The sequence below is a fragment of the Amycolatopsis sp. NBC_00355 genome, assembly GCF_036104975.1.
In the GTDB taxonomy this organism is placed as follows: domain Bacteria; phylum Actinomycetota; class Actinomycetes; order Mycobacteriales; family Pseudonocardiaceae; genus Amycolatopsis.
This window is the reverse complement of the sequence record NZ_CP107982.1, coordinates 3,346,258-3,368,992: the sequence shown is the minus strand read 5'-3', so window position 1 is coordinate 3,368,992 and position 22,735 is coordinate 3,346,258. Positions and strand designations below refer to the sequence as shown.

Below are 22,735 nucleotides of genomic sequence, written 5' to 3'. Positions count from 1 at the left end.
CCCACGAGACGACGTGGAGGTGAACTGAAGATGAACGACAGGCGCCGGTCCGGCAGTGGGTAATTCGGCCGTGTGCGGTCGCGGCGCGGTGGTGAATTCTCGACGCGGTAAGTCGCTTGCCGGAGGGAGCAGACCATGAGTGCCGGGGCGTACCACGCCGAGACGACGCAGATGGGGACGGTCGTCAAGGCGGTCGAAGACGTCGGGTCGTCGTTCCTGTCGACCACGCGGGACCTCGAAGGTCTCGTGCTGGACGCGATGTCGTTCGCCGGGATCGGCAGCGGCGTCGCCGCCGCGAACTCGGCGCTGCACTCGCAGCTCGGCAGCGCGCTGCAGAAGTTCCTCAGCCTGATCGGGAACGTCAACCAGAACGTCCAGACGGCCGCGAACGGCTACAACGCCGCGGACGCCGACGTCGCCCAGGGCTACGGCGGCGGCACCCAGCAGGCCGCCGGTGGTGGCGGCGCCGCGGCGGCCGCGGCGGTACCGCAGCAGCTCGACCCGCGGGTCGTCGACTCGATCATGGCGTCCGAAGGCGCCACGGGCGAGCAGGGCGGCGTGCCGGAGGCCTACGGGTTCCGGCAGAACATGCACAACGGCTACGACCGGATCATCGCGGCTCGCGAGCTGTACGGGCAGGGCAGCGCCGAGGAGCGCGCCGTCGTCAGCGACCTGATGACCGCGAACGCCCGCTCGGCCGGCGCGCTCAACTTCACCGATCCCGGCACCCAGGCCGCGATCATGTCCGGCGCGCACATGCGCGGCGCCGGTGGCGTCCGCGCGATCATCAACCACATGGCCGGCGACGACATCGTGCGGAGCTCGAACTCGATCAGCGACACGGCCGTCCAGCACGTCCAGGGCCTGTCGCCGCAGGACTTCCAGCAGCAGTTCCACGACGCCCGCATCGAGTACGACCGCCAGATCTACGGCGGCACGACCACCCACCAGGGTGGTCAGACGGCGAACTGGTGGGACCGCTACGGCAACGGCCTGACCCAGCGCTACGACCGCGAGCAGAACGAGTTCCTCGGGCTGTCCCAGCCGCAGAACTGATCCGTTCCAATGATCTCCGGGGTGATTCGAAGATCGGAAAACGGGGCACCTTACCTGCTGTAGCCGAACGACAGCGGGAGGCACACGATGAACCGGAGGATGATCGCGGTACTGGGCGGGATCGCCGCCATGGCGGGCACGGTGACGCTCGCCGGGACGGCGGAAGCGGCTTCAACGCCGTGCAGTGCCGAAGCGAAAGCCTGCGTCCAGCGCAGTACGAACACAGCGTGGTTGACCGACGGCGCCGGGAACGTCACCCACGGCGGGGTCCCGATCACGGTGGGGCTCGCGAAGTACCCGACGCCGCTCGGGACGTTCCACGTGCAGTACAAGGACATCGACCACTACAGCAAGCAGTTCAACGGGCCGATGCCGTACTCGGTGTTCTTCACGAACACCGGGGTCGCGTTCCACCAGGGCAGCCTGAAGGTGAAGTCCCACGGCTGCGTGCACCTTTCGCACGCGGACGCGGTGACCTTCTACAACTCGCTGCACCCGGGTGACGTGGTCCAGGTCGTGGCCTGAGCCATCTGTCCTTTGTGGAGGAGTCCACCGAGGACGGCGCCGAAGACCAAGTGGTCCAGCACCTGCGGAACGCGGGGAAGCGTGCGCACCGCCGGGTAGGCCCTCGCGGCGATCCCGAGATCGAGCGCCGCGATGGCCAGCCCGGCCACGGCACCGCGGGTGACGCCGAGTTCACGGCGGCGGACGGCGAAGGCCAGCACGACGGTCCAGAGGGAAGAGATCCCGATGTGCGCGACCAGCCCGGCGGCGACGCCGGGCCGGTCGCGCCGTCCGGGCAGGAGAGTCCCGGCGGCGCGCGTCGCGGCGAGGACGTCACCACGCGTCAGCACGGCATGGGCGGTGGACGGAATCCCGCTCACCACGGCGGCGAGCACGCCGGCGCGGACCACGTCCCGCACGGTCATGACGGCCTTTCCCGAGCTTTCGGCCCGCGACACGCGACTATCGCCGTTTCGGGGTGCTCGGCGTCTCCGCAGAATGGCGTGGGGGTCATCGGGGCAGGGCGGCTTGCGGTGGGCCGGGCAAGGTCCGCGCGGGGTCATCGCGGCGTCGTGAGGTAGGCCGCCAGCCGGATGCGCAGGCCGCGGACGAAGGGGAGCGGGATCGTGAACGCCGGCGCCGGGTGGTAGCCCGGCAGCCGGTCGCCGTTCGTGCACGGCCCGGCGAAGTAGACGAAGCCGTCTTCGTCGTCGTAGCGGCCGGGGGACCAGCGGGCCGCGTCGCCGGCCCGGCGGTCCGGGTATTCGGCCCGGGCGATCCAGTACTCGCGGTCCTTCATCACCTTGGCCAGCTGGACGGCGAACCCGGCGAGGTCGGGTTCCGGCAGCCCGACGCCGTGCCCGCTCCACACCCGGGGCGTGCGGTAGGTGTCGCGCCCGGGGTGACCGAAGGTGACCGCGCCGCCCGCGCACCGGCGGGTCCACCGGGCAGTTCTCGTTGCCAGTGCGGCAAATCCGGGTCGATCGGCCCGGCCGCCGGTGATCTCCAGCGTCATGAGGGAACGATAGTCGATCAAGCGGTGATCGATACCGCCGCGTGGGTAGGGCTCGCTGGGCTGCCCGGACCAACGGCTCCCGGAGCCGCTCACCGCCGGGTCGGCGACGTGCGGCGGGATCGCCCTCGTACCGGGTCGTACTCGGGCGCATCCCGCCGCGGGCGTCCGGGGACGCCTGGGTGCGGAAACGCGGCCTAGTCGGAGCCGACCCCGACGAGCGCGACCGGCTGGAAAACGTTGTAGCTGTCGTAGCAGTACAGGAACCCGTTCGCATCGGAATAGAACGAGAGGTGCTGGTTGTTGTAGTCGGACTTCAGCCGCTGGTCGCTCTCCAGTGTGAAGGTCGTGGCCTTGTTCCAACCGTAGAATCCGACGTAGTCGTTGGCGCTGACCGACATGTAGTAATTCTGGCCGGGAATCTGGTAGTAGGTGCCGGACATGTCGGTGTAGTACTGCAGAGTGAGCGGTTCGTCACTCATCACGGCCCAGTGGTTCTTGTCGATGTTGAGCCACCCCTTGTCGATCCCGTTGTAGGTCAGCTGGATCTGGAAGGTGCTCGTCGACTGCTGCTGGGCGGACGCGGAGACAGCGGCGAACTGTCCGGACGGAGTCGTCTCGTGCGGCTGCACGGCCGTGGTGGTCATGGATTCGGAACCCTTTCCTGCGGTGCGCGGAATACCGCCATCGGCCAGCGGAGGCGGCGATCGGGCATGCTCCGCGTGGTCGCGATACGATCGACGCGGGTGCCTCGAACGGTCGGTTCTCGGCACCGGGCCACCATGTCGCAAACGAAACGGCGGCGGGCGCGCTGTCATCAGGTCGGGCGTCGCGAAAAGGGCACTCCTGGTGATCAAGTTCGATTCATGTCACCACGCGGAACAGCACCTACCGGCAGCCCGGCACGATTTTCCCGAACACCTCATGGACCAAGTGTGGCCACGGCGACCGTCCACTGCGGCATTCGAGGGACCCCGCGCACGCCAGGGTGCGTTCGCGGCGCACCACTCGTTCAGGCGACCGCGAACCGCCGCCGCGCACACACTCGAGCCCGTGCTTTCCGGCACCGTCGCGGCGATCGAACGATTCGGCGTGTTCGTGGCGTTGGCTGAGGGCCCCGGCCACCCCGTCTTCGCCGGCGTCGGGTTCGTCACCTTTCCCGAGCTGTCCTGGCGGCGTTCGAGGCCCCCGCCGAAGTCGCCGCAGTGGTGCACAAACTGCACGGACTCGTCACCAAGATCGGCCGAGAGCGACGCAGGCTCACTTTTCTCCCGACGCCAAGGCTCACCCGCCGGCTGACGACGGCCTGGCGAGGCCGATGGCAGCAAAACGGCAGGTCAGAGGCGGATAGGCTTCTTGTTCATGAACTCCTCGATGCCCAGCGGCCCCAGTTCCCGGCCGATGCCCGAGCGCTTGATGCCGCCGAACGGGAGGTCGGCTTCCGAGCCACCCGATTTGTTCAGGTAGACCATGCCCGCCTCGATTTCGCGGGCCACTCGGGTCGCCCGGGCGCGGTCGGTGCCGAAGACGCTCGCGCCCAGGCCGAACGGCGTGTCGTTGGCCAGGGTGATCGCCTCTTCCTCGGTCTCCGCGCGGAAGATCAGCACGACCGGGCCGAAGATCTCTTCGTGGTAGGCGGCCATTTCCGGTGTCACGTCGGTGAGGACCGTGGCCTCCAGGTAGGCGCCCGGGCCGGGGACGCGGTGGCCGCCCGCGCGCAGGGTCGCGCCTTCGCGGATCGCCGTCTGGACCTGGGCGGCGACTTCGTCCGCCGCCGCGATCGAGGCCAGCGGGGGCAGGGTCGTCGCCGGGTCCGCCGGGTCGCCCGGGACGTAGTACTCCGTGACGCGCTTGGCGAGCCGGTCGACGAACTCGTCGTAGAGCTCGCCCAGCACGATCATCCGTTTGGGCGCGTTGCACGACTGGCCGCAGTTGCGCATCCGGGCGGTCGCGGTGACCTTCACCGTCTCGTCCAGGTCGTCGGTGTCCAGCACGATCAGCGGGTCGGACCCGCCGAGCTCCAGGACGCACCTCTTGAGGTTCCGCCCGGCCTCGGCGGCGACGGAGATCCCGGCCTGCTCGCTGCCGGTCAGCGAGACGCCCTGGATGCGCGGGTCCGCGAGCATCCACGGGACCTGCCGGCTGGAGGCGAAGACGTTCACGTACGCGTCTTCGGGCACACCGGCGTCCCGCAGCACCCGTTCGATCGCGGCGGCCGAGCGCGGGCAGATCGACGCGTGCTTGAGCAGGATCGTGTTGCCCAGCACCAGGTTCGGCGCGACGAACCGGGCGACCTGGTAACACGGGAAGTTCCAGGGCATGACGCCGAGCAGCGCGCCGATCGGCTCCTTGGTGAGCACGGCCTCGCCGCCGCGGATCGGGATCGGCTCGTCCGCGAGCAGGTCCGGGCCGCGCTCGCCGTAGTACCGGAAGATGTCGACGACGATGCCGATCTCGCCGCGGCCCTCGTTGATCCGCTTTCCCATTTCGAGGGTCATGATCGCGGCCAGCTCGTCGGCGCGTTCGGCGAACAGCTCCGCGGCCCGCAGCACGATCGCGGCCCGCTCGGCGACCGGCCGGCGCCGCCAGGCCAGGTATCCGCCGTGCACGCGCCCGATCGCGGCGCGCACTTCGTCGTCGGTGGCGTTCGGGATCTCTTCGACCAGCTCACCCGTCGCGGGGTCGGTGACTGAGTACATGAGAGCGACGGCCTCCAGCTTCGACGGCAACACGGTCGAACTGAGTATAGCCTACTGAATACTGTATACACAGACGTGCCGGTTTTGTCGGACCCCGCGGGCATGATGGCCCGCATGATCGGAACCTGGCACGGCCTCGTCCTCGACTGCCCCGACCCGGCCGCGCTCGCGGCGTTCTACCAGGAGCTGCTCGGCATGATCCGGGTGCAGGACGGCGACGACTTCGTCGTCATCGGGGACGCGCCGGACCGGCCCGGGGTGGCGTTCGCGCGGGTGCCCGGCCTGCGTGCCCCGGCTTGGCCCGACGGGGATCCGCCGCAGCAGATGCACTTCGACGTGCGGGTGGCGGATCTCGACGTCGCCCAGGAGCAGGTGCTGGCGCTCGGGGCGACGCGGTTGAAGGGCGGCGAGCGGTTCCGGGTCTTCGCCGACCCGGCGGGGCACCCGTTCTGCCTCGTCTCGTGGTGATCGCGGTGGTGGGCGGGGAACGGGGCCAAGTTTCACCGTTCCCCACCCACGACCCCGTCCCACCAGGGTTGCTACGGGATGATGCCTCGCGACGCCAGCGCGTCCGCCAGGCGCTCGCGCAGTTCCTGCGCCGTCGCCTGGACGTCGATCTCCGCCGGGGGTGAGAGCACCTTCGAGATCACCGTCGACAGGTTCTGGTACGCCGGGGTCAGCGGGCGGACCGCCGCGTCCGTCAGGGCCGCCTGGATGTCGCCCTTCATCGGGTACTGGTCTGCCATCGTCGGGTTTTCCTTCGGGTCACCCGGTTTCGCCGCGTCGAGCGGGGCCGTGTCGCGGTAGATCGACGCCAGGCTCGGCGGGATGCCGTCGACCAGGGCCTGGTACTTCTGGCTCGACGCGTTGCGCAGGCACAGGGCCGCTTCGAACGCCTCCGGCTTGTGCTGCGAGTACGTGCTCACCGCCAGGTTGAACCCGCCGATGGTGACCCGGCTGGGCTGCCCGGCGACGACCGACGGGTACCGCGTCCACTTGAAGTGGCTCAGTTCCTGCGGCTTTTCCTTCGCGTAGGAGGCGTAGACGAACGGCCAGTTCAGTTCGGTCGCCGCCTGTCCGCGCTGGAACGCCTGGCGGATCTCGTCTTCCTTCTGGTTCGTCAGCGACGGGTCGGTGATCCCCGCGGTGGTCAGCTTCTTGAGCAGCTCGAGCGCCTTCACCGCGCCGTCGTCCATCACCACGGACTTGCCGTCGTCGGACAGGATGTGCCCGCCCGCCGACGCCACCAGCGTGTTGTAGAAGACGACCAGGCCTTCGTACTGCGCGCCGGTGAACACGACCTGGTACGGCTTCCCGGCCGCCTTCAGCTGCTGGGCCTGCTCCATCAGCTGGTCGAACGTCTTGGGCGGCGACGGCGTGATCCGGTCGTCGTACCAGAGCAGCTGCACGTTGGTGTTCTTCGTGGCGCCGTAGAGCTTTCCGTTCCACTTGGCCGTCGCCAGCGGGCCCGGCAGCACGTCCCGGGTGGCGGCCGCGGCGTCGGCGCCGGTCCACTCCTGCGCCCAGCCCGCTTCGGCGAACTCGGGCACCCAGGTGACGTCGAGGCCGAGCACGTCCAGCGAGGTGTCGCCCGCGGCGAGCCGGCGGACCATCTGCTCACGCTGGCCGTCCGCGCCGCGCGGCAGCTTGTTGTAGACGATCTTGTAGCGGCCGCCGGCCTCTTGGGTGCACTTGTCGACCACCGTCTGGAGGTGGTCTTCCGGCGAGATGTAGAGGTTGATCGTCAGGCCCGCGGCTCCGGAGCACGCGGCGAGCGCGCTGCTCGCCAGGAGTGCGGCGCCCATGACGGGAAGGATCTGGCGCATGTCGGCCTCCTTGCCGGGCAAGCCACGCTGATTGCAAGCGCTTGCAGCGATGATTATCCTTGATCAAGGTAGGTGTCAATCCGCCAACCGCGAGTGAATGCAAGCGCTTGCAACGCCTGAGGTGGGGGAATGCCGGACAAGCTCGACGACGTCGCCCGGCTCGCCGGCGTCTCGGCGGCGACCGTCTCGCGGGCGCTGCGCGGGGTGCCGGGGGTCGCCGAGGGCACGCGGACGCGGGTGCTGGCGGCCGCCGCGCAGCTCGGCTACGCGATCTCGCCCGCCGCGTCGAGCCTGGCCACGGGCCGCACCGGGACGGTCGGCGTGATCGTGCCCTACGTCGACCGCTGGTACTTCTCGCGGCTCATCTCCGGCGTCGAACGCGTGCTGCGCGAGGCCGGGATCAGCTTGCTGCTCTACAACCTGGGTGACGACGCCGGCCGCACCCGGTTCTTCGCCGAGCTCCCGCTGCGCCGCCGTGTCGACGCGGTGCTCGTGCTGTCCCTCCCGCTCTCGGACGCCGAACGCGACCGGCTGCGGGGTCTCGACGTCCCGCTCGTCACGATCGGCACCGAAGAGCCCGGAGCGGACTCCGTCGGCATCGACGACCGGGCCGCCGCGGTGACCGCGATGCGCCACCTCGTCCAGCTGGGGCACCGGGAAATCGCGTTTATCGGCGAGGACGCGCCCGTGCCGCTCGGGTTCACGACACCGCTGCGCCGGCTGGCGGCCTACCGCGAGGTCTACCACGCGGTGTGCCGGGAGGACGGCCGCGCGCCGGAGGCCGCGTTCGAGACCGGCGGTGGCTTCACCGTCGCCGGCGGGGACCGGGCGATGGGCACTCTGCTCGGCCTGCCCCGGCGGCCGACCGCGGTGTTCGCCGCGTCGGACGAGATGGCCTTCGGCGCGCTGCGGGTGCTCCGCCGGGCCGGGCTGCGGGTGCCGGGTGACGTCTCGGTGCTCGGGTTCGACGATCACGACCTGGCCGACCTGCTCGAGCTGAGCACGGTCGCGCAGCCGGTGGCCGAGCTCGGCGAGTGTGCCGGTGAGCGGATCTTGGCGCGATTGTCCGATGGAAAAATACTGACATCTCCGGCGATCCTGCGGACAAGACTGGTCCTTCGGGGCAGTACCGCCCCGCCGTCGAGGCGTTGACCTGCTCTTTTTCCGGCGTTGCTCTGTTCGGTCGATTGCGGCCGACGCGATCACCGGGTCAAATAATCGCCGACAAGGATTAATCGCAGTGAGGAGCTGGCTGTGCAGTGGGGGTCCGTGCTCGAAGATGGCGGGGCGGGCATGGTCCGTCCGTACTTCCGCACCCATGGCCGGACACGGCCGACACGGGATCTTCCCGTCGAGACATTGGTCTCGACCACGCCGCGGGGGCGGGCCGTGGTCCGGGGGAGTTCGCGGGAGGAATCGGAGATCTGCGCGCTGCTCCGCACGTCCCAGTCGGTCGCCGAAGTCGCCGCGCTGCGCCGGATCCCACTGGGGGTGGCGCGGGTCCTGTTGTCGGACCTCGCCGACCGCGGCCTGGTGGCCGTGCACACCGTCCGGATGACCGCGGGCAACCGGCCGAGCCTGGACCTGATGCACCGCATCCTGCAGGGCCTCAGCGCCCTGTGAACTCCCGGATCAGCCGGGCGAACTCGGCCGGCTGGTCCAAGGGCAGCAGCGTGTAGCTGTCGGCCACCTCGACGAGCTTTCCCTGCGGCAGCAACGCGGCCAGCCGGGTCCCGTGCTCCGGCGGCATCACGCGGTCCTCGCTCGCCCAGACGACGAGCGCCGGCCGGTCGAACGCCGGCAGCCGCTCGGCCGGCTCCCGCAGGAAGCCCGGGTCGGCGCCCGCGGCGCGCAGCATGCGGACGGCGTCCCGGCGGATTCCCGCGTCGGTGAGGAGCGGCCGGACCCAGCCCGCCGTGGTCGCGTCGCCGCGTTTGGTCAGCCGGCCGAACGCGATCGGCAGCCGCCGCACCACGCGCAGCCGCATCTGCTGCATGAACAGTCCGAACAGTCGCGGCGAGAGCTTGCCGGACGCCACCACCGTTTTGCCCGTCAGGCCCGGCGGGAAGTTGTCGAACGCCTCGCACGAACCGAGCACCACGCGGCTCACCCGCGCCGCGCCGTCCGCCATCAGCAGCTGGACCAGCGCGCCGCCGGTGTCGACGCCGACCAAGGTGACGTCCCGCAGGTCCAGCCGCGCGAGGAATTCGCCCACCAGCCGGGCGATCCCGGGCAGCGACAGATCGGCGTCCTCGCGCATCGGGTGCCGGTGCGCGCCGAGCGGCAACGTCGGGACGACGCACCGGTGGTCGACGGCCAGGTCTGCGGCCACGGCGTCCCACAGCGTGCCGTCCATCAGCAGGCCGTGGACCGGGACGACGACCGGGCCCGGGCCGCCGGTGTCGGTGTACTCGACGGTGCCCGCGGACAGCTCGACCTGCATGACGGCCTCCCGGTGACGTTCCCCGAACAGAAGTGAACCACGCGGTTCGCAACCTGTCGAGGACTCAGCGCGCCGCTTCCTCCCGTTCGACCGCGCGCAGCAGCGCCTCGAACCCGGCCTCGGCGCCGGAGCCGTCGTCGCTGGTCAGCAGATCCACCAGGAACCCGCGCAGGGTCGCCAGGATCATCTCGGCGACTTCGAGTTTCCGCTGGTCAGGCCAGTGCGATGGGCAGAACGACACGAGCGCCGGCAGATACTGCTGTGACGCGCCCCGGCCGAGGGCCGCGTACCGCCCCGGGTCGTACATCGCCAGGCCCATTGCCTGGTCGAGCACGCGCCGCAGCCGCGACTCCTCGTCGCGGAGGCTGTGCCACGCGGCCCGGACGCGGGTGCCGAGCGTCGCCTGCTCGACGGTGATCGCCGCCAGCGCGTTGCCGATCCGGCGATCCCGCAGCGTGACGACCGCCTGGCGGAGCAGGTCTTCGGTGCCGTCGAAGTGGTAGAGCAGCACCTTGTGCGTCGTCCCGGCCGCGCGTGCGGCCCGCCGGAGCGAGAAGTCCACGAGGCCGTTCTCGGCGACGTCGTCGGTCACCTTTTCGAGCAGCTCCCGGCGCCGCGCCTCCCCACGCGGCGAGCCGGCCGACCGGCGGTAGCCCGCCCGGGCCGGTTCGTCCCCGGTAGCGTTGTCCACGGGAGACAGCTTGGCATGCTGCCCCGGAGGGGACTCACGATGCACGTGCTGGTGACCGGGGGCAACGCGGGCATCGGGTACTTCGCCGCCGAGCAGCTCGCTTCGGCGGGCGCCGAGGTGACCATCGGCAGCCGCGACCCGGCGAAGGCCGAGGCGGCGGCCGCGTCGATCCGCTCCCACGTCTCGGGCGCGAAGATCCGCCACGTCCGGATCGACCTGGCCGACCTGGCGTCGCTCGAGCCGGTCGCGGACGCCGTCGGCGCGCTCGACGCCCTGGTCTGCAACGCCGGGGTGATGCTCGACGAGCCGCCGCGGCGCGAAACGGCCGACGGCCACGAAATGATGTTCGGCACCAACCACCTCGGCCACTTCGCCCTCGTCGCGCGGCTGCTGCCGAAACTCGCGCCGGACGGCCGGATCGTCACCACCGGCAGCTTCGCGGCGAAGTCGTCGAGCCTCGACTTCGCCGACCTCCAGAGCGAGCGCGACTACCAACCGAAGCACGCCTACGAGCGGTCCAAACTGGCCCAGATGCTGTTCGCGCTGGAGCTCGACCGGCGGTTGCGGGCCGCCGGATCGAAGCGGCTCAGCGTCGTCGCGCACCCGGGCGGCGCGCTCGACTCGCTGACGCCGTCGCGGCCGCCGGTGCACGTCCGGACCGCCGGGCAGTGGCTGCGCGGGCTGCCGGCCCGGGTGGTGCTGCAGGGCAAGGACGCGGGCGCGCGCCCCGCCGTCCGTGCGGTGCTCGGCCCGGACGTCGCCGGCGGGCAGCTGTGGGGCCCGCGGACGTTCGGCCTGCGCGGCCGTCCCCGGCTCGAACCACGCTGGGCGAACCTGACCGAAGATCCGTCCGCGGCGCGGTTGTGGGCGGAGAGTGTCACGCTGACCGGGCTGGAGCCGCTGGGCTGACCATGCGACCTGCACAGCCCTGACGCCGGGACTGTGCACATCGCACGGTGACGTCGTCACGCGGGCTGCTTACGGTGCGAGGAACCGTTTCCCAGCCCGGAGAAGGAGGTCGGCGTGGCCTCAACAGTCGGTGTCGACGACTATGCCCTGACCAGAGTGCCGGACCACGCCCGGTACTCGTGGTGGTCGGTCGCGGTCCAGCGGTTCGGCCAGGTGTCCGCCCTGTCCCAATTCCTGCTCGGAGCCACCGTCGGCTTCGGGATGGGCTTCTGGCAGGCGGTCCTGGCCTTCACCCTCGGGTCGGTCATCCTCGAGTTCATCACCATCCTCGTCGGCGTGATCGGCGTCCGCGAGGGCCTGACGACGTCCATGATCGCCCGCTGGACCGGCTTCGGCCGCGGCGGCTCGGCGCTCATCGGTCTCGCCATCGGGATCAGCCTCATCGGCTGGTTCGGCATCCAGTCCGCGGTGTCCGCGCAGGGTCTCGTCGCGCTCATCGGCGGCCTGCCGGAGTGGGGCTGGGCGCTCGTGTTCGGCCTGCTCGTCACCGCGATCGTGGTGCGGGGCTTCCATTCCATGGCCTGGACGGCGTACGTGACCGTGCCGGCGTTCCTGATCCTGGTCGGCTGGTCGGTCGTCTCGGAACTGACCCGCCACGACCTCGGCGCGCTCGTCTCCTCGGCCCCGCCCGGGCCGTCGCTGAGCCTGTTGCAGGGCACCACTCTGGTGGCGGGCGGCTTCATCGTCGGCGCCGTCATCACCCCGGACATGACCCGCTTCAACCGCACCACGGCCGACGTCGTCAAGCAGACGCTGGTCGGCGTCACGCTCGGCGAGTACGTGATCGGCCTGTCCGGCGTGCTGCTCGCGCACGCCGTCGGCACCGCCGGGATCACCACGATCGTGACGTCGTCGGTCGGCTGGGTCGGGCTGCTGATCGTCATCGCGGGCACGATGAAGATCAACGACTGGAACCTCTACTCCTCCGGCCTCGGTGTCGTGAACTTCATCGGCACGGTGTCCGGGAAGAAAGCCCACCGCGGCGTCGTCACGGCGGTGCTCGGCCTGGCCGGCAGCGTGCTCGCCGCGGCCGGGATCCTGGCGAAGTTCACCGACTTCCTCACCGTGCTGGGGGTCGCGTTCCCGCCGATCGCCGGGATCATGGTCGCCGAGTACTTCGTGGTCAAGAAGTGGCGCGGGGACCTGGAAAGCGCCCGCGCCCGCGGCGCCGTGCCCGGCGACGCGCCGCTGTGGGTGCCCGCCACGCTCGTCGTCTGGGTCGCCGCGGCGCTGTTCGGCGAGTTCGTCGAATGGGGCCTGCCGAGCATCAACTCGCTCGTCGTGGCCTTCGTCCTGTACGTCGTCGCGGGGAAGCTCGGCCTGGTGCGGGGGTTCGGCAGCAGCCGGACCGCCGAGGCCGCTCCCGCTGTCCAGACCGCTTAAGGAGAATCCTCGTGCGCATCGGCATCGACGTCGGCGGCACCAACACCGACGCTGTCCTGCTCGACGGCCGGCAGGTGCTCGCCTCGGTCAAGACCAGCACGACCGCGGACGTCACCTCGGGCATCGTCGCCGCGATCGACGGCCTGCAACGGCAACGCGCGTTCGACCCGGCGGCGGTGCGGGCGGTGATGATCGGCACCACGCACTTCATCAACGCCCTGGTGGAGGCGCACCGGCTCGCGCCGACCGCGGCCGTGCGGCTCAGCCTGCCGGCCGGCGCGTCGCTGCCGCCGATGGTCGACTGGCCGCAGCGGCTCGTCGACGCCGTGTCCGGGCGCAGCTACCTGGTCCACGGTGGACACGAGTTCGACGGCCGCCACATCGCGGAGCTCGACGAGAGCGAGCTGCGCAAGGCCGCCGACGACATGGGGGCGGCCGGGGTGCGCAGCGTCGCGATCACCTCGGTCTTCTCCCCGGTCAACGCCGAGTTCGAGACCCGCGCGGCGGAGATCATCAGTGCGCAGCTGCCGGACGTCGCGATCTCGCTGTCCCACGAGATCGGCCGGATCGGCCTGCTGGAACGGGAAAACGCGACCGTGATCAACGCGGCGCTGCGGGAGCTGGCGGCGCACATCGTCGACGGCCTGGCGGCGTCGGTCACCGGCGCGGGCATCACCGCGCCGTTGTACCTGAGCCAGAACGACGGCACCCTGATGGACGTCGACTTCGCCCGCCGCTACCCGGTGGCGACGTTCGCTTCCGGGCCGACCAACTCGATGCGCGGCGCGGCCGTGCTGTCCGGTTTGGACACCTGCGCGGTGGTCGACGTCGGCGGCACGACGTCGGACGTCGGTGTGCTGCGGCAAGGCTTTCCGCGGGAGGCGACCACGGACGTCAGCGTCGCCGGGATCCGGACCAACTTCCGGATGCCGGACGTCCTGTCGATCGGCCTCGGCGGCGGCAGCCGGGTGCGCGGGAACGTCACGGTCGGGCCCGACTCCGTCGGCTACGAGCTGACGTCGAAGGCTCTCGTCTTCGGTGGCGACACGCTCACCGCGACCGACATCGCGGTCGCCGCGGGCCGCGCGGACATCGGGGACGCGTCGCTGGTCGCGCACCTGGACCGATCGCTGGTGCGTTCCGCGCTGGAGAAGATCGCCGCCGAGGTGTCCGATGTGGTCGAACGGATGCGGACCTCCGCCGAACCGCTGCCGGTGGTGGCGGTCGGCGGCGGCTCGGTGCTGCTGCCCGACGAGCTGGCCGGGTGCGGCGAGGTGCACCGCCCGGAGAACTACGCCGTGGCCAACGCCATCGGCGCGGCCATCGCGCAGATCGGCGGCGAGGTCGACCGCGTCTACGTGATCGAACCCGGCCGCCGGGAGTCCGTTGTGGACGAAGCCAAACAGGAGGCGATCGACCGGGCGGTGGCCGCGGGCGCGTCGCCGGCCTCGGTCGGCATCGTCGACTTCGACGAGGTGCCCATCCCGTACCTGCCCGGCAACGCCACGCGCATCCGCGTCAAGGCCGTCGGCGACCTGCAGCTGGGGGCGTGATGCGCGAGATCACCGAAGCGGACCTGGCCGACATCGCGCGCGGCGCGGCGATCCTCGGCACCGGCGGCGGGGGAGACCCGTACATCGGCCGGCTGCTGGCCACCGCGGCCGTCCGGGCGGACGGCCCGGTGCCGCTCGTTCCCCTGGCCGACCTGGACGACGACGCCGTCGTGCTGCCCGTGGCGATGATGGGCGCGCCGACGGTCATGGTGGAGAAGCTGCCCTCGGCCGAACAGGTGGGTCTTGCCGCGCGGACGCTCGCCGGGTACCTCGGCAAGGAGCTGACGCACATCGCGTGCGCCGAGGCGGGCGGCGTCAACTCGCTGATCCCGGTCGTCGCGGCCGCGCAGCTGGGCCTGCCCCTGGTCGACGCCGACGGCATGGGCCGCGCGTTCCCGGAACTGCAAATGGTTTTGCCGACATTGTACGGAATCCGCGCGACCCCGATGTCCATCGCGGACGAAAAGGGCAACCGCGGGGTACTGGACACAGTGGACAACCACTGGGCCGAGCGGCTGGCCCGGTCGGCGACCATCGACATGGGCTGTTCGGCGATGATCAGCAACTACGCGATGTCCGGCGCGCAGGCCCGCGAGGCCCTCGTGCCCGGGACGTTGAGCCTGTGCGCCGAACTGGGCGCGTTGGTGCGTGCGGCACGCGCTGCGCACGAAGACCCCGTCGCGCGGGTCGTCGACCGGCTCGGCGGCCGGCGGCTGTTCAGCGGCAAGGTCGTCGACGTCGCCCGCCGGACGGTCACCGGCTTCGCCCGCGGCGAGGCCCGGCTGTCCGGAATGGATGGTGACACGGGCGCGGAACTGGTGCTGCGGTTCCAGAACGAGCACCTGGTCGCCGAACGCGACGGCGTCGTCGAGGCGTCCGTGCCGGACCTGATCTGCACGCTGGAACGCGAGTCCGGCGAGGCCGTGACCACCGAAGGCCTGCGGTACGGCCAGCGCGTCACGGTCATCGCCGCGCCCGCCGACCCGCGCTGGCACACGCCGGAGGGCCTCGCGCTGGCCGGGCCGCGGTACTTCGGCTACGACATCGACCCGATCGGGGTGGCCGGGTGAGCTGGACCCTGACCGAGGACGACCTGCCCGACCTCGCCCGCGGCGCCGCCGTGCTCGGCACCGGCGGGGGCGGCGACCCGTACGTCGGGCAGCTGCTCGTGCGCGAGGCGATCCGCGCGCACGGGCCGGTCACGATCCTCGATCCGTCCGAAGTGAACGACGAAGCCCTGGTCATCCCGACCGCGCAGATGGGCGCGCCGACCGTGGTGCACGAGAAGCTGCCCAGCGGAGCCGAACCGGTGCTGGCGTTGCGGACCCTCGAGAAGCACCTCGGCCGGCGCGCCGACGCGACCATGCCGATCGAATGCGGCGGCATCAACTCGATGATCCCGCTGCTCGTCGGTGCGCGGCTCGTGCTGCCGGTCGTCGACGCCGACGGCATGGGCCGAGCGTTCCCCGAACTGCAGATGGAGACGTTCGGCGTGTACGGCGTCTCCGGGTCGCCGATGGCGATCGGCGGCGAACGGGGCGAGACGACGATCATCGACACCGGCCCCGACAACCGGCGGATGGAGTGGCTGGCACGCGGCGTCACCGTCCGGCTCGGCGGCGTCGCGCACATCGCCGAGTACGCGATGAGCGGCGCCGACGTGAAGCGGACGGCCGTACCGCAAACGCTTTCGCTGGCGCTGACCGTGGGCCGGACCATCCGGGAGGCCCGGTCGCGCACCGAGGATCCGGTGTCCCGGCTGGCCACGGCGCTGGCCGAGACGCCGTACCAGCACCTGCGAGTGTTGTTCCGCGGCAAGGTGTCCGATGTGGAGCGCCGGACCGAGGAAGGGTTCGCCCGGGGACGCGCGGCGGCGGTGTCGTTCGACGGCGCGCACAAGCTGGAGATCCTGTTCCAGAACGAGAACCTCCTGGCCACTGTGGACGGCGAGGTGCGCTGTCTGGTACCGGACCTGATCTGCGTGCTGGAGGCGGCCACGGCCGAGCCGATCACCACCGAGACCCTGCGGTACGGCCAGCGCGTCACGGTGGTCGGCATCTCGACGCCGCCGCTGATGCGCACGCCGGCGGCCCTGGACACGTTCGGCCCGGCCGCCTTCGGGATGCCCCACCCCTTCACCCCCGTCGAGGAGATCGCGTGAGCACCCTGGAAGACCGGACCGTCGTCATCATCGGCGGCGGTTCGGGCATCGGCCTCGAGGTCGCCCGGCGAGCGGCGCTTGGTGGGGCCAAGGTGCACCTCGGCGGCCGCACGCCGGCGAAACTGGCCGACGCGGCCTCGGCGATCGGCGCCACCTGGCAGGCCGTCGACAGCACCGACCAGGACTCCCTGGCCGCGTTCTTCGGCGCGCTCGACCGCGTCGACCACCTGTTCACGCCCGGGGCGTCCTATGTGGTCGGACCGATGCGCGAGCTAAGCGACGCGGACGCGGCGAGTCCGTTCGAGACGAAGTTCTGGGGCCAGTACCACGCCGTGAAGCACGCGGCGCCTCGGCTGGCCCCCGACGGGTCGATCGTGCTGATGTCCGGCGCGGCGAGCGTCCGGCCACCCGGCGCGGCGCCCGCGTACGTCGCCTGCAACGCGGCGATCGAAGGCCTCGGACGCGGGCTCGCGGTGGAGCTGGCGCCGGTCCGGGTGAACGTCGTCGCCCCGGGCACGATCGACGGAAACCTCTGGGCCGGGCGTCCGGCGGCGGTGCGGGAGGCGAGCTTCACGCAGTACTCGCGCGACACGCTGCTGCACCGCGTCGGGCGCGAGTCCGAAGTGGCCGACGCGGTGCTGTACCTGTTCGGCAACAGCTACACGACCGGGTCGACGTTGTATCCCGACGGTGGCTACACACTGCGCTGAGGGCGGCTAATGTGGTCGTCCATGCGCATCACGGCCGGTGACGTGCCCGCCCTCGAACGCGGCGCCGCCCTGCTCGGGTCCGGCGGTGGCGGCGACACTGCCACCGCCGCCGTGCTGCTGCGGCGGCAGCTCGAACGCGGGCACGAGCCGCTCGTGCGGCCGGTGGCTTCGCTGCCACCCGCGGCCCGCGTGGTCCCGGTCGGCGTGGTCGGCGCGACGGCGGCGTTCACCGAGAAACTGCCGGGCGGCGACGAGTTCGCGGCCGCGGTGGCGGCGGTCGAACGCTGGACCGGCGAGCGCGCCGACGCGGTCATGTCCATCGAGATCGGCGGCCTCAACGGCTTGATGCCGCTGGTGGTGGCGCTCGAACTCGGCCGGGCGTACGTGGACGCCGACCTGTCCGGCCGCGGCCTGCCCCGCCTCGACCAGCTGGCGGTCGCCGCCACCGGCCGCGGCATCGCCCCGGCCGCGCTGGCCGAACCGGGCGGCCAGGTGATGCTGCTGGCGACCGGCTCGGACGCGATGGTCGAACGCGGCGCCCGGGCGTTCGTCGCCAGCTCGGGTGGCTGGGCGGCGTTCGCGCTGGCGCCCATCCCGGCCGGCGAGCTGGCCGCGTGCTCGGTGCCGGGCACGACGAGCGCGGCGCTGGCCCTCGGCCGCCGCGTCCTCGCCCTGGGCGAGAGCCCGGCGCGTGACCGGCTGGAAGCGGCCCTCGAGGGCTCGGTCCTGGCCCGCGGCCGGGTCCTGGAAGTGGCCCGGCACGTCGGCCGGAGCAGCCCCGGGTTCGGCCGCGGCAGCCTCACCCTGGCCGACCACGCCGACGGTTCGCTGCTGCGGCTGGAGATGGAGAACGAGTACTTGCTCGCCCTGCGCGACGGCGCCCCGGTGGCGTCCACACCGGACGTCCTTTCGGTACTGGACCACCGAACAGGAGTCCCGGTGACGTGCGACGCCATCCGCGCAGGCGTGGAGGTCGACGTGGTGAGGCTGGCAGCGGCACCCTTCTGGACCGACCCGCGGCGGTTGCCGGTGCTGCACCCGCGGGCGTACGGCATCGACTGCGACCCGGTGGGTGTCGGGTGAGTGCGCGGCGGGTAGTGGTGTCGCCGGGCTGGGCTGGCCTGCGGCGGTTGTCGATGGTGCAGCCGCGGGGGTGCGAGATCGATTGCGACGCGGCGGGTGTCGGGTGAGCGCGCGGCGAGCCGTGGTGTCGCTGAGCAGTGCGTGCTCGCGGCGATTGCCGAGGTTGCAGTTATGCGAGCGTGGGACGGGTCGTGTTTCGGTGAGTCGTTGGCGGGCGTCGGCGAGCTGTACTGCTCCGCGTCGGCTGCCCGGGGTGCCCGCTCGGGCGGAGGAGGTGCGGCCGGCGGCGTTCCGGACCGACCGGCGGCGGGCGCGGACGTGCCGCGTCGCCGCGGTGGGTGCTCGATGAGCTTGCGGCGGGTGCTCGCGTCACCCGGCTGGGCGGAGCACGTGCGGCTGGTGGCCGGCGCCGCGGGCCTCGACCGTCCACTCGCGACGGTTCAGGCCACTTTGGACGCGTCCCACGATCCGGTGCCGGACGAGCTGGTCGTCGTCGTGCGGCCGGTCGCCGGGACCGACTGGCAGATCGATGCCCTGCTCCGGCGCTGCGCCGACGCCGGCGCGACCGGTGTGCTGTTGCCCGGCGTCGAGCCGCTCGCCGCGTCGCGGTTGCTGGCCGACCGGCTGGCCGTGCCGCTGCTGAACACCGAGGCGTCGCCGTTGGATCTCGTCGTGGAGGCGCGGTTGCTGCTCGCGGCGCCGGAACTGGCGCGGGCGGACCTCGTCCTGGCCACGCACCGCGCCCTCGGCGATCGGCCGCGCCCGCCCGAGGAGGTCGTCGCCGTGCTGCGTCGGCTACTGCGCTCCCCGGTCGCGGTGCTCGACGACCGCGGCGCGCCCCTGGCCGGGGAACTCGCCGAAGCCGGGCGGATCCGGCTCGGCGAACCGGTGCCGCAGCGGATCGCGCTCGACGACGGCGTGCTCCTCGCGCACCCCGCGCTGGCCGTGTGGCTGGCCGTCGAGCTCCGCGGCACCGAGGCCGCCCGCGCGGACGTCGTCCCGCCCGCCCTCGCCGTCGCGGCCGGGGCGGTGCAGCGCTGGCTGCTCGCCAACCGCCTGGAGCTCGAACGCGACGCGCGCTCGCGCACGGCGTTGCTCGGCGACCTGCTGCGCCTCGACACGGAACCGGGCGCGGACCTGCGCCGTCGCGTCGCCGACGCGGGCTGGCGCCTCGGCGGCTGGCACGTCGGGCTGCACATCGGCGTCTCCGCGTCGGTCGACACCGTCGCGCGCACCCAGGAGGTCGTGCGGGCGCTGCGCGCGGAGGACGTCGACGCGGTGGTGGTCGAGCACGGCGACGGCTGGACCGGCTGGGTCACCTTCGACCAGGAACCGACGGCCGAGCGGGTGCGTTCGCTGGCCAGCCGGCTGCAGGCCGCGCACCGGGCTCTGCGGCTGGGCGCGCACATGGGCGTGGGCCGGCCGCACCCGCGTCCGGACGGCCTGGCCGCGACGGTCGCCGAGGCGAGCGACGCCGCCCGCCTCGCCGCGACCCGCCCCGAGACGGGGCACTTCCTGCACGTCGACCAGCTGGGCATGGCGCAGCTGCTGCTGGAGTGGACCCGCACCGACACGTTCGAACCCGCGGCCCGCGCGCTGGTCGCGCCCTTGCGGGAGGCGCCAGGGGACCTGGTGCGGACGTTGGCGTCCTATTTGGACGCGGAGTCGTCCATCGCGGAGACGGCGACCGTGCTCGGCGTGCACCGCAACACGGTGGCGGCGCGGATCGCGCGGATCGAGCAGCTGCTCGGGGTGGACCTGTCCCGCCCGGACGAGCGGCTGGCGCTGCACCTGGCCTCGCGCGCGGTGATCCTGTCCGACCCGTGACCGGCGGCGTGCGCCGGTCACGGGCGTGGACTAGTTGTCGTCGTCGCCGCCGGTGACGTTGCCGATGCTGGCCGGCACGCCCTTGATCAGGTCGACGACGGTCTTGCCGGCCAGGCCGGACTTGCCGAACCACGGGTCGGTCATGACCTTGACGGCCGACTCGAACTTCTCGGCGCCTTCCTTGCCGAAGACCTTGCCGAGCTCGTGCACGGAGAAGTTGCTGATCTTGTCGAACTTCTGCATGATCTCCGGCGTCACACCGTCCATCTTGGACAGTTTGTCCCTGATGACGTTGGTCATCTGGTCGGTGAACGGCTTGTGCGGGGCCGGCGCCGGTGGGGCCGCCGGGTCGGGCGTGGCCGACGACGGCGCCGGGTCCGGCTTGGGTGGCGCGGGATCCGGCTTGGGCGGCGCCGGGTCGGGAGTCGTCGACGACGAGGACGGCGTGGTGTCCGGCTTGGGCGGTGCCGGGTCCGGGGTCGTCGACGACGAGGACGGTGCCGGGTCGGGCTTCGGCGGTGCCGGAGTCGGGGCCGGGTCGGGGGTGGCCGAGGAGGACGACGGCGCCGGATCCGGCTTCGGTGCCGCGGGTTCGGGCTTCGGCGTTGCCGGAGTCGGCGTCGGCGTCGGGTCCGGGGTCGCCGAAGAGGGCGTGGTGTCCGGCTTCGGGGTCGGCGGCGCGGGTTCGGGCTTCGGTGTCGCCGGGGTCGGTGTGGGCGTCGGGTCCGGGGTCGCCGAGGACGGCGTGGTGTCCGGCTTGGGCGCGGCCGGGTCCGGGGTCGACGGGGCCGGGTCGGGCTTCGGTGTCGCCGGCACCGGGTCCGGAGTGGCCGAAGACGGGGTGGTGTCCGGCTTCGGTTCGGGCTTGGGCGTGGTCGGAGCCGGGTCGGGGGTGGTCGAAGAGGACGACGGCGCCGGGTCCGGCTTCGGCGGCGCGGGGTCGGGTTTGGGTGTCGCCGGCGGGGGTGTCGCGGTGCTGTCGCCCGGCTTCGGCGGTGCCGGCGTCGCGTCCGGCTTCGGCAACGGCGTGGCGGGCGGCTTCGGGGTGGGCGTCGGCGTCAGGCTGCTCGCCGGGGGCTTCGCCCCGGCCAGCTCGTCGCCCGCCTTGCCCATCTTCGCCAGCGACGCCACCAGGTCGCCCAGCTTCTTGGCCAGCTGGATGAGCTTCGTGCCGATCTTGCCCAGGGCCGTGGCCACCGTGCCGATCGTCGTGCCGACGAAGATCGCGATCGACGCACCGAACGTCACCGGGGCCAGCGCCGCGGCGATCAGGGCGCCCTTGATGATCGTCGCCAGGAGCATCGCGATCAGGTCGCGGAAGATACCGCGGAACGCGCCGACGATGCCGCCGGCGATCTTCATGTTCTTGCCGGCCTGGTCCAGGTACCAGCCGAGCGAGCTCAGCTGCTCGGTGACCGCGTCCATGTCCTTCTTGAACGCGTCGGCGGCCTTGCCGGACCAGTCCTTCATCAGCGTGTCGAGCGCTTGCTGGTGGCCCGTGGACCACTCTTCGAGCTTCTTCTTCTCGGCCGTGAGCGCCTCACTGGCCGCCGCGATGCCGATCGGGTCGCCCATCAGGATGTCCAGCGGCCACCGCAGGATCGTGATGTGCTCGATGAGCCAGCCGATCCCGGCGGTCAGCAGGCTGCCGATCGGGTCCAGCACGAGACCGATGGTCTCCAGCGCCATGCCCGCCGAACCGATGCCGATCGCGACCTTGTCGTTCTCCTTGACGGCCTTGTCCAGGCCCACGGCCGCTTCGAAGAACCCGGCCCCGGCCGACGCGTTGTCGCTGTTGAACAGTTCGCCGCCGTGGAGGCTGACGTCCTTGCTCTTGTAGTCGTCGGCCATTATTCGAACCTCACGATCGAATCGACGGCGTCCTGCTCACCGGACTTGTACCGCTTCGCGGCCTCGGTGACCTTGTCCGCGAACTCGCCGATGGTCTTCGCGTAGTCCCCGAACTGGTGGTGCGCCTTGTCGGTCCACGTGCTCGCGCCCGCGGCCATCAGCTGGCACGCCGGGTTGATGCCGAACATGCCGGGGTCGCAGGTCATGCCGCCGACCAGGTCGGCCGTGCTCTTCAAGTTGCTCTCGAGTTCGTCGAGGTGCTGGCCGAACTTCGCCAGCGGCTCGGAATCGACCCGGAAACCGCCGCCGCTCACCAGGGGTTCGATTCGTCGTCGAAGGTGTCGTCGGCCGAGGGACGGCGACGCGGGGCCGGCCCGGCAGGCGGCGGCGCGGACGGCCGCGGCGGTGGCGGCGGGGGTGGGGTCGCGGCGGGCGGCGGGGTCCGCTCGGGCCCGGCGTTCTCCGGCGCCGCGAAGTCCCCGTCCGGCGGCGGGTCCGGCGGCAGGAACGACCGGACCATGTCGGTCGATTCGCTGTCCCCGTTGATGGTCGCGAAGGAATCGGCGACGCTGCGGGCGGTCTGGCGCTGCGCGTCGCGGACCGCGCCCATGATCGCCGCGGTCAGCCGGGCCGGGCCCATCTCGCACGCCCGGAAGCCGAGTTCGAGGTTGGTGAGGGCGCCGTTGGGGGCGAGGGTCACGGTGACGGCTCCGTCGCGGGTCCGCACGGTGGCCCCGGCGGTCGAAAGCGCTTCGCTCAGCGCGGCCGCCTTCGCCTGCATGTCCCGGACCTGCCGGTCCAGCAGGAGTTGGAAGTCTTCACCTGGCCCCAGGTTCGGTTGCACGAATTCGACTCCTCGCCATCCGGGGAGGCCGTCTACCAGCGACGACCGAGATTCGGGCAGATTAGCGCACACCGGACGTTCACCAGCAGATCGCCGGGGGTATGCCTGCTTTTCTCCTCGTTC

General features: G+C 71.7%; 23 protein-coding genes. 13 read left to right on the top strand and 10 right to left on the bottom strand.

Features of this window, described 5'->3' with window-relative positions; genetic code table 11:
• Positions 1-135: 135 nt before the first annotated feature.
• Both OHS18_RS14350 and OHS18_RS14345 read left to right on the top strand, forming a co-directional pair.
• Complete coding sequence (locus OHS18_RS14350; protein ID WP_328452542.1) at positions 136-1,056, top strand: hypothetical protein; 921 nt, start codon at positions 136-138, stop codon at positions 1,054-1,056.
• Between the two features lie 87 nt (positions 1,057-1,143).
• Positions 1,144-1,581: a L,D-transpeptidase gene (locus OHS18_RS14345; RefSeq protein WP_328452544.1), complete on the top strand. Its 438-nt coding sequence runs from the start codon at positions 1,144-1,146 to the stop codon at positions 1,579-1,581.
• Here OHS18_RS14345 and OHS18_RS14340 read toward each other — a convergent pair.
• The 4 genes from OHS18_RS14340 to OHS18_RS14325 all read right to left on the bottom strand — a co-directional run bounded on the left by OHS18_RS14340 (position 1,536) and on the right by OHS18_RS14325 (position 5,271).
• A complete protein-coding gene (locus OHS18_RS14340) occupies positions 1,536-1,985 on the bottom strand; it encodes a hypothetical protein (protein ID WP_328617381.1) in 450 nt (149 codons plus the stop codon). The two genes, OHS18_RS14345 and OHS18_RS14340, sit on opposite strands and share 46 nt — an antisense overlap.
• 134 nt (positions 1,986-2,119) lie before the next feature.
• Entirely contained in the window at positions 2,120-2,575 is a 456-nt protein-coding gene (locus OHS18_RS14335) for a hypothetical protein (RefSeq protein ID WP_328452548.1), read from the bottom strand.
• A 194-nt stretch (positions 2,576-2,769) separates the two neighbouring features.
• Positions 2,770-3,219 (bottom strand): hypothetical protein, encoded by a 450-nt coding sequence (locus OHS18_RS14330; protein ID WP_328617380.1) that lies wholly within the window; start codon positions 3,217-3,219, stop codon positions 2,770-2,772.
• Positions 3,220-3,909: 690 nt separating this feature from the next.
• A complete protein-coding gene (locus OHS18_RS14325; protein WP_328617379.1) occupies positions 3,910-5,271 on the bottom strand; it encodes an NAD-dependent succinate-semialdehyde dehydrogenase in 1,362 nt (453 codons plus the stop codon).
• Between the two features lie 114 nt (positions 5,272-5,385).
• Here OHS18_RS14325 and OHS18_RS14320 point away from each other — a divergent pair, with 114 nt between their 5' ends.
• Positions 5,386-5,739 carry a VOC family protein gene (locus tag OHS18_RS14320; RefSeq protein WP_328617378.1) on the top strand — a complete coding sequence of 118 codons (354 nt, stop codon included), beginning with the start codon at positions 5,386-5,388 and terminating at the stop codon, positions 5,737-5,739.
• Positions 5,740-5,810: 71 nt separating this feature from the next.
• Here OHS18_RS14320 and OHS18_RS14315 read toward each other — a convergent pair whose 3' ends face one another.
• On the bottom strand, positions 5,811-7,097 hold the full coding sequence (locus OHS18_RS14315) for an ABC transporter substrate-binding protein (RefSeq protein ID WP_442874383.1): 1,287 nt from the start codon (positions 7,095-7,097) through the stop codon (positions 5,811-5,813).
• 129 nt (positions 7,098-7,226) lie between these two features.
• On the opposite strand from OHS18_RS14315, the gene OHS18_RS14310 reads away from it, so the two are divergent.
• Together OHS18_RS14310 and OHS18_RS14305 are read left to right on the top strand one after the other, a co-directional pair.
• On the top strand, positions 7,227-8,249 hold the full coding sequence (locus OHS18_RS14310; RefSeq protein ID WP_328617377.1) for a LacI family DNA-binding transcriptional regulator: 1,023 nt from the start codon (positions 7,227-7,229) through the stop codon (positions 8,247-8,249).
• Positions 8,250-8,351: 102 nt separating this feature from the next.
• Complete coding sequence (locus OHS18_RS14305; protein ID WP_247053754.1) at positions 8,352-8,720, top strand: DUF742 domain-containing protein; 369 nt, start codon at positions 8,352-8,354, stop codon at positions 8,718-8,720.
• On the opposite strand, the gene OHS18_RS14300 is transcribed toward OHS18_RS14305, so the two are convergent.
• Together OHS18_RS14300 and OHS18_RS14295 are read right to left on the bottom strand one after the other, a co-directional pair.
• Entirely contained in the window at positions 8,707-9,540 is an 834-nt protein-coding gene (locus OHS18_RS14300) for an alpha/beta fold hydrolase (protein ID WP_328617376.1), read from the bottom strand. The two genes, OHS18_RS14305 and OHS18_RS14300, sit on opposite strands and share 14 nt — an antisense overlap.
• 64 nt (positions 9,541-9,604) lie before the next feature.
• The gene (locus OHS18_RS14295) at positions 9,605-10,231 is read right to left on the bottom strand and encodes a TetR/AcrR family transcriptional regulator (RefSeq protein WP_328617375.1); all 627 of its coding nucleotides are present in this window, start codon (positions 10,229-10,231) and stop codon (positions 9,605-9,607) included.
• Positions 10,232-10,270: 39 nt separating this feature from the next.
• Here OHS18_RS14295 and OHS18_RS14290 point away from each other — a divergent pair, with 39 nt between their 5' ends.
• The 8 genes from OHS18_RS14290 to OHS18_RS14255 all read left to right on the top strand — a co-directional run bounded on the left by OHS18_RS14290 (position 10,271) and on the right by OHS18_RS14255 (position 19,917).
• The gene (locus OHS18_RS14290; RefSeq protein WP_328452560.1) at positions 10,271-11,140 is read left to right on the top strand and encodes an SDR family NAD(P)-dependent oxidoreductase; all 870 of its coding nucleotides are present in this window, start codon (positions 10,271-10,273) and stop codon (positions 11,138-11,140) included.
• 114 nt (positions 11,141-11,254) lie between these two features.
• On the top strand, positions 11,255-12,583 hold the full coding sequence (locus tag OHS18_RS14285; RefSeq protein WP_328617374.1) for a purine-cytosine permease family protein: 1,329 nt from the start codon (positions 11,255-11,257) through the stop codon (positions 12,581-12,583).
• A gap of 11 nt (positions 12,584-12,594) precedes the next feature.
• On the top strand, positions 12,595-14,136 hold the full coding sequence (locus OHS18_RS14280) for a hydantoinase/oxoprolinase family protein (RefSeq protein WP_328617373.1): 1,542 nt from the start codon (positions 12,595-12,597) through the stop codon (positions 14,134-14,136).
• Positions 14,136-15,206: a DUF917 domain-containing protein gene (locus OHS18_RS14275; RefSeq protein ID WP_328452566.1), complete on the top strand. Its 1,071-nt coding sequence runs from the start codon at positions 14,136-14,138 to the stop codon at positions 15,204-15,206. Before OHS18_RS14280 ends, OHS18_RS14275 begins: the two co-directional genes overlap by 1 nt.
• Positions 15,203-16,297 (top strand): DUF917 domain-containing protein, encoded by a 1,095-nt coding sequence (locus OHS18_RS14270; RefSeq protein WP_328617372.1) that lies wholly within the window; start codon positions 15,203-15,205, stop codon positions 16,295-16,297. The genes OHS18_RS14275 and OHS18_RS14270 overlap by 4 nt, the downstream gene beginning before the upstream one ends.
• Positions 16,294-17,007 (top strand): SDR family oxidoreductase, encoded by a 714-nt coding sequence (locus OHS18_RS14265; protein WP_328617371.1) that lies wholly within the window; start codon positions 16,294-16,296, stop codon positions 17,005-17,007. The genes OHS18_RS14270 and OHS18_RS14265 overlap by 4 nt, the downstream gene beginning before the upstream one ends.
• A 21-nt stretch (positions 17,008-17,028) precedes the next feature.
• Positions 17,029-18,090 (top strand): DUF917 domain-containing protein, encoded by a 1,062-nt coding sequence (locus OHS18_RS14260; protein ID WP_328617370.1) that lies wholly within the window; start codon positions 17,029-17,031, stop codon positions 18,088-18,090.
• A 345-nt stretch (positions 18,091-18,435) separates the two neighbouring features.
• Entirely contained in the window at positions 18,436-19,917 is a 1,482-nt protein-coding gene (locus OHS18_RS14255) for a helix-turn-helix domain-containing protein (RefSeq protein ID WP_328617369.1), read from the top strand.
• Positions 19,918-19,947: 30 nt separating this feature from the next.
• Here OHS18_RS14255 and OHS18_RS14250 read toward each other — a convergent pair whose 3' ends face one another.
• Genes OHS18_RS14250 through OHS18_RS14240 form a run of 3 tightly spaced genes read right to left on the bottom strand, consistent with a single transcriptional unit; the run spans position 19,948 to position 22,612 of the window.
• Complete coding sequence (locus tag OHS18_RS14250; protein ID WP_328617368.1) at positions 19,948-21,768, bottom strand: WXG100 family type VII secretion target; 1,821 nt, start codon at positions 21,766-21,768, stop codon at positions 19,948-19,950.
• Entirely contained in the window at positions 21,768-22,082 is a 315-nt protein-coding gene (locus OHS18_RS14245) for a hypothetical protein (RefSeq protein ID WP_328452577.1), read from the bottom strand. The genes OHS18_RS14250 and OHS18_RS14245 overlap by 1 nt, the downstream gene beginning before the upstream one ends.
• Entirely contained in the window at positions 22,079-22,612 is a 534-nt protein-coding gene (locus tag OHS18_RS14240; protein WP_328617367.1) for a YbaB/EbfC family nucleoid-associated protein, read from the bottom strand. The genes OHS18_RS14245 and OHS18_RS14240 overlap by 4 nt, the downstream gene beginning before the upstream one ends.
• Positions 22,613-22,735 lie beyond the last annotated feature (123 nt).

Coding starts and splice junctions, on each gene's coding strand:
- OHS18_RS14350 (WP_328452542.1), top strand. CDS start 136: ATGAGTGCCGGGGCGTACCACGCCGAGACGACGCAGATGGGGACGGTC.
- OHS18_RS14345 (WP_328452544.1), top strand. CDS start 1,144: ATGAACCGGAGGATGATCGCGGTACTGGGCGGGATCGCCGCCATGGCG.
- OHS18_RS14340 (WP_328617381.1), bottom strand. CDS start 1,985: ATGACCGTGCGGGACGTGGTCCGCGCCGGCGTGCTCGCCGCCGTGGTG.
- OHS18_RS14335 (WP_328452548.1), bottom strand. CDS start 2,575: ATGACGCTGGAGATCACCGGCGGCCGGGCCGATCGACCCGGATTTGCC.
- OHS18_RS14330 (WP_328617380.1), bottom strand. CDS start 3,219: ATGACCACCACGGCCGTGCAGCCGCACGAGACGACTCCGTCCGGACAG.
- OHS18_RS14325 (WP_328617379.1), bottom strand. CDS start 5,271: ATGTACTCAGTCACCGACCCCGCGACGGGTGAGCTGGTCGAAGAGATC.
- OHS18_RS14320 (WP_328617378.1), top strand. CDS start 5,386: ATGATCGGAACCTGGCACGGCCTCGTCCTCGACTGCCCCGACCCGGCC.
- OHS18_RS14315 (WP_442874383.1), bottom strand. CDS start 7,097: ATGCGCCAGATCCTTCCCGTCATGGGCGCCGCACTCCTGGCGAGCAGC.
- OHS18_RS14310 (WP_328617377.1), top strand. CDS start 7,227: ATGCCGGACAAGCTCGACGACGTCGCCCGGCTCGCCGGCGTCTCGGCG.
- OHS18_RS14300 (WP_328617376.1), bottom strand. CDS start 9,540: ATGCAGGTCGAGCTGTCCGCGGGCACCGTCGAGTACACCGACACCGGC.
- OHS18_RS14290 (WP_328452560.1), top strand. CDS start 10,271: ATGCACGTGCTGGTGACCGGGGGCAACGCGGGCATCGGGTACTTCGCC.
- OHS18_RS14275 (WP_328452566.1), top strand. CDS start 14,136: ATGCGCGAGATCACCGAAGCGGACCTGGCCGACATCGCGCGCGGCGCG.
- OHS18_RS14260 (WP_328617370.1), top strand. CDS start 17,029: ATGCGCATCACGGCCGGTGACGTGCCCGCCCTCGAACGCGGCGCCGCC.
- OHS18_RS14255 (WP_328617369.1), top strand. CDS start 18,436: ATGAGCTTGCGGCGGGTGCTCGCGTCACCCGGCTGGGCGGAGCACGTG.
- OHS18_RS14250 (WP_328617368.1), bottom strand. CDS start 21,768: ATGGCCGACGACTACAAGAGCAAGGACGTCAGCCTCCACGGCGGCGAA.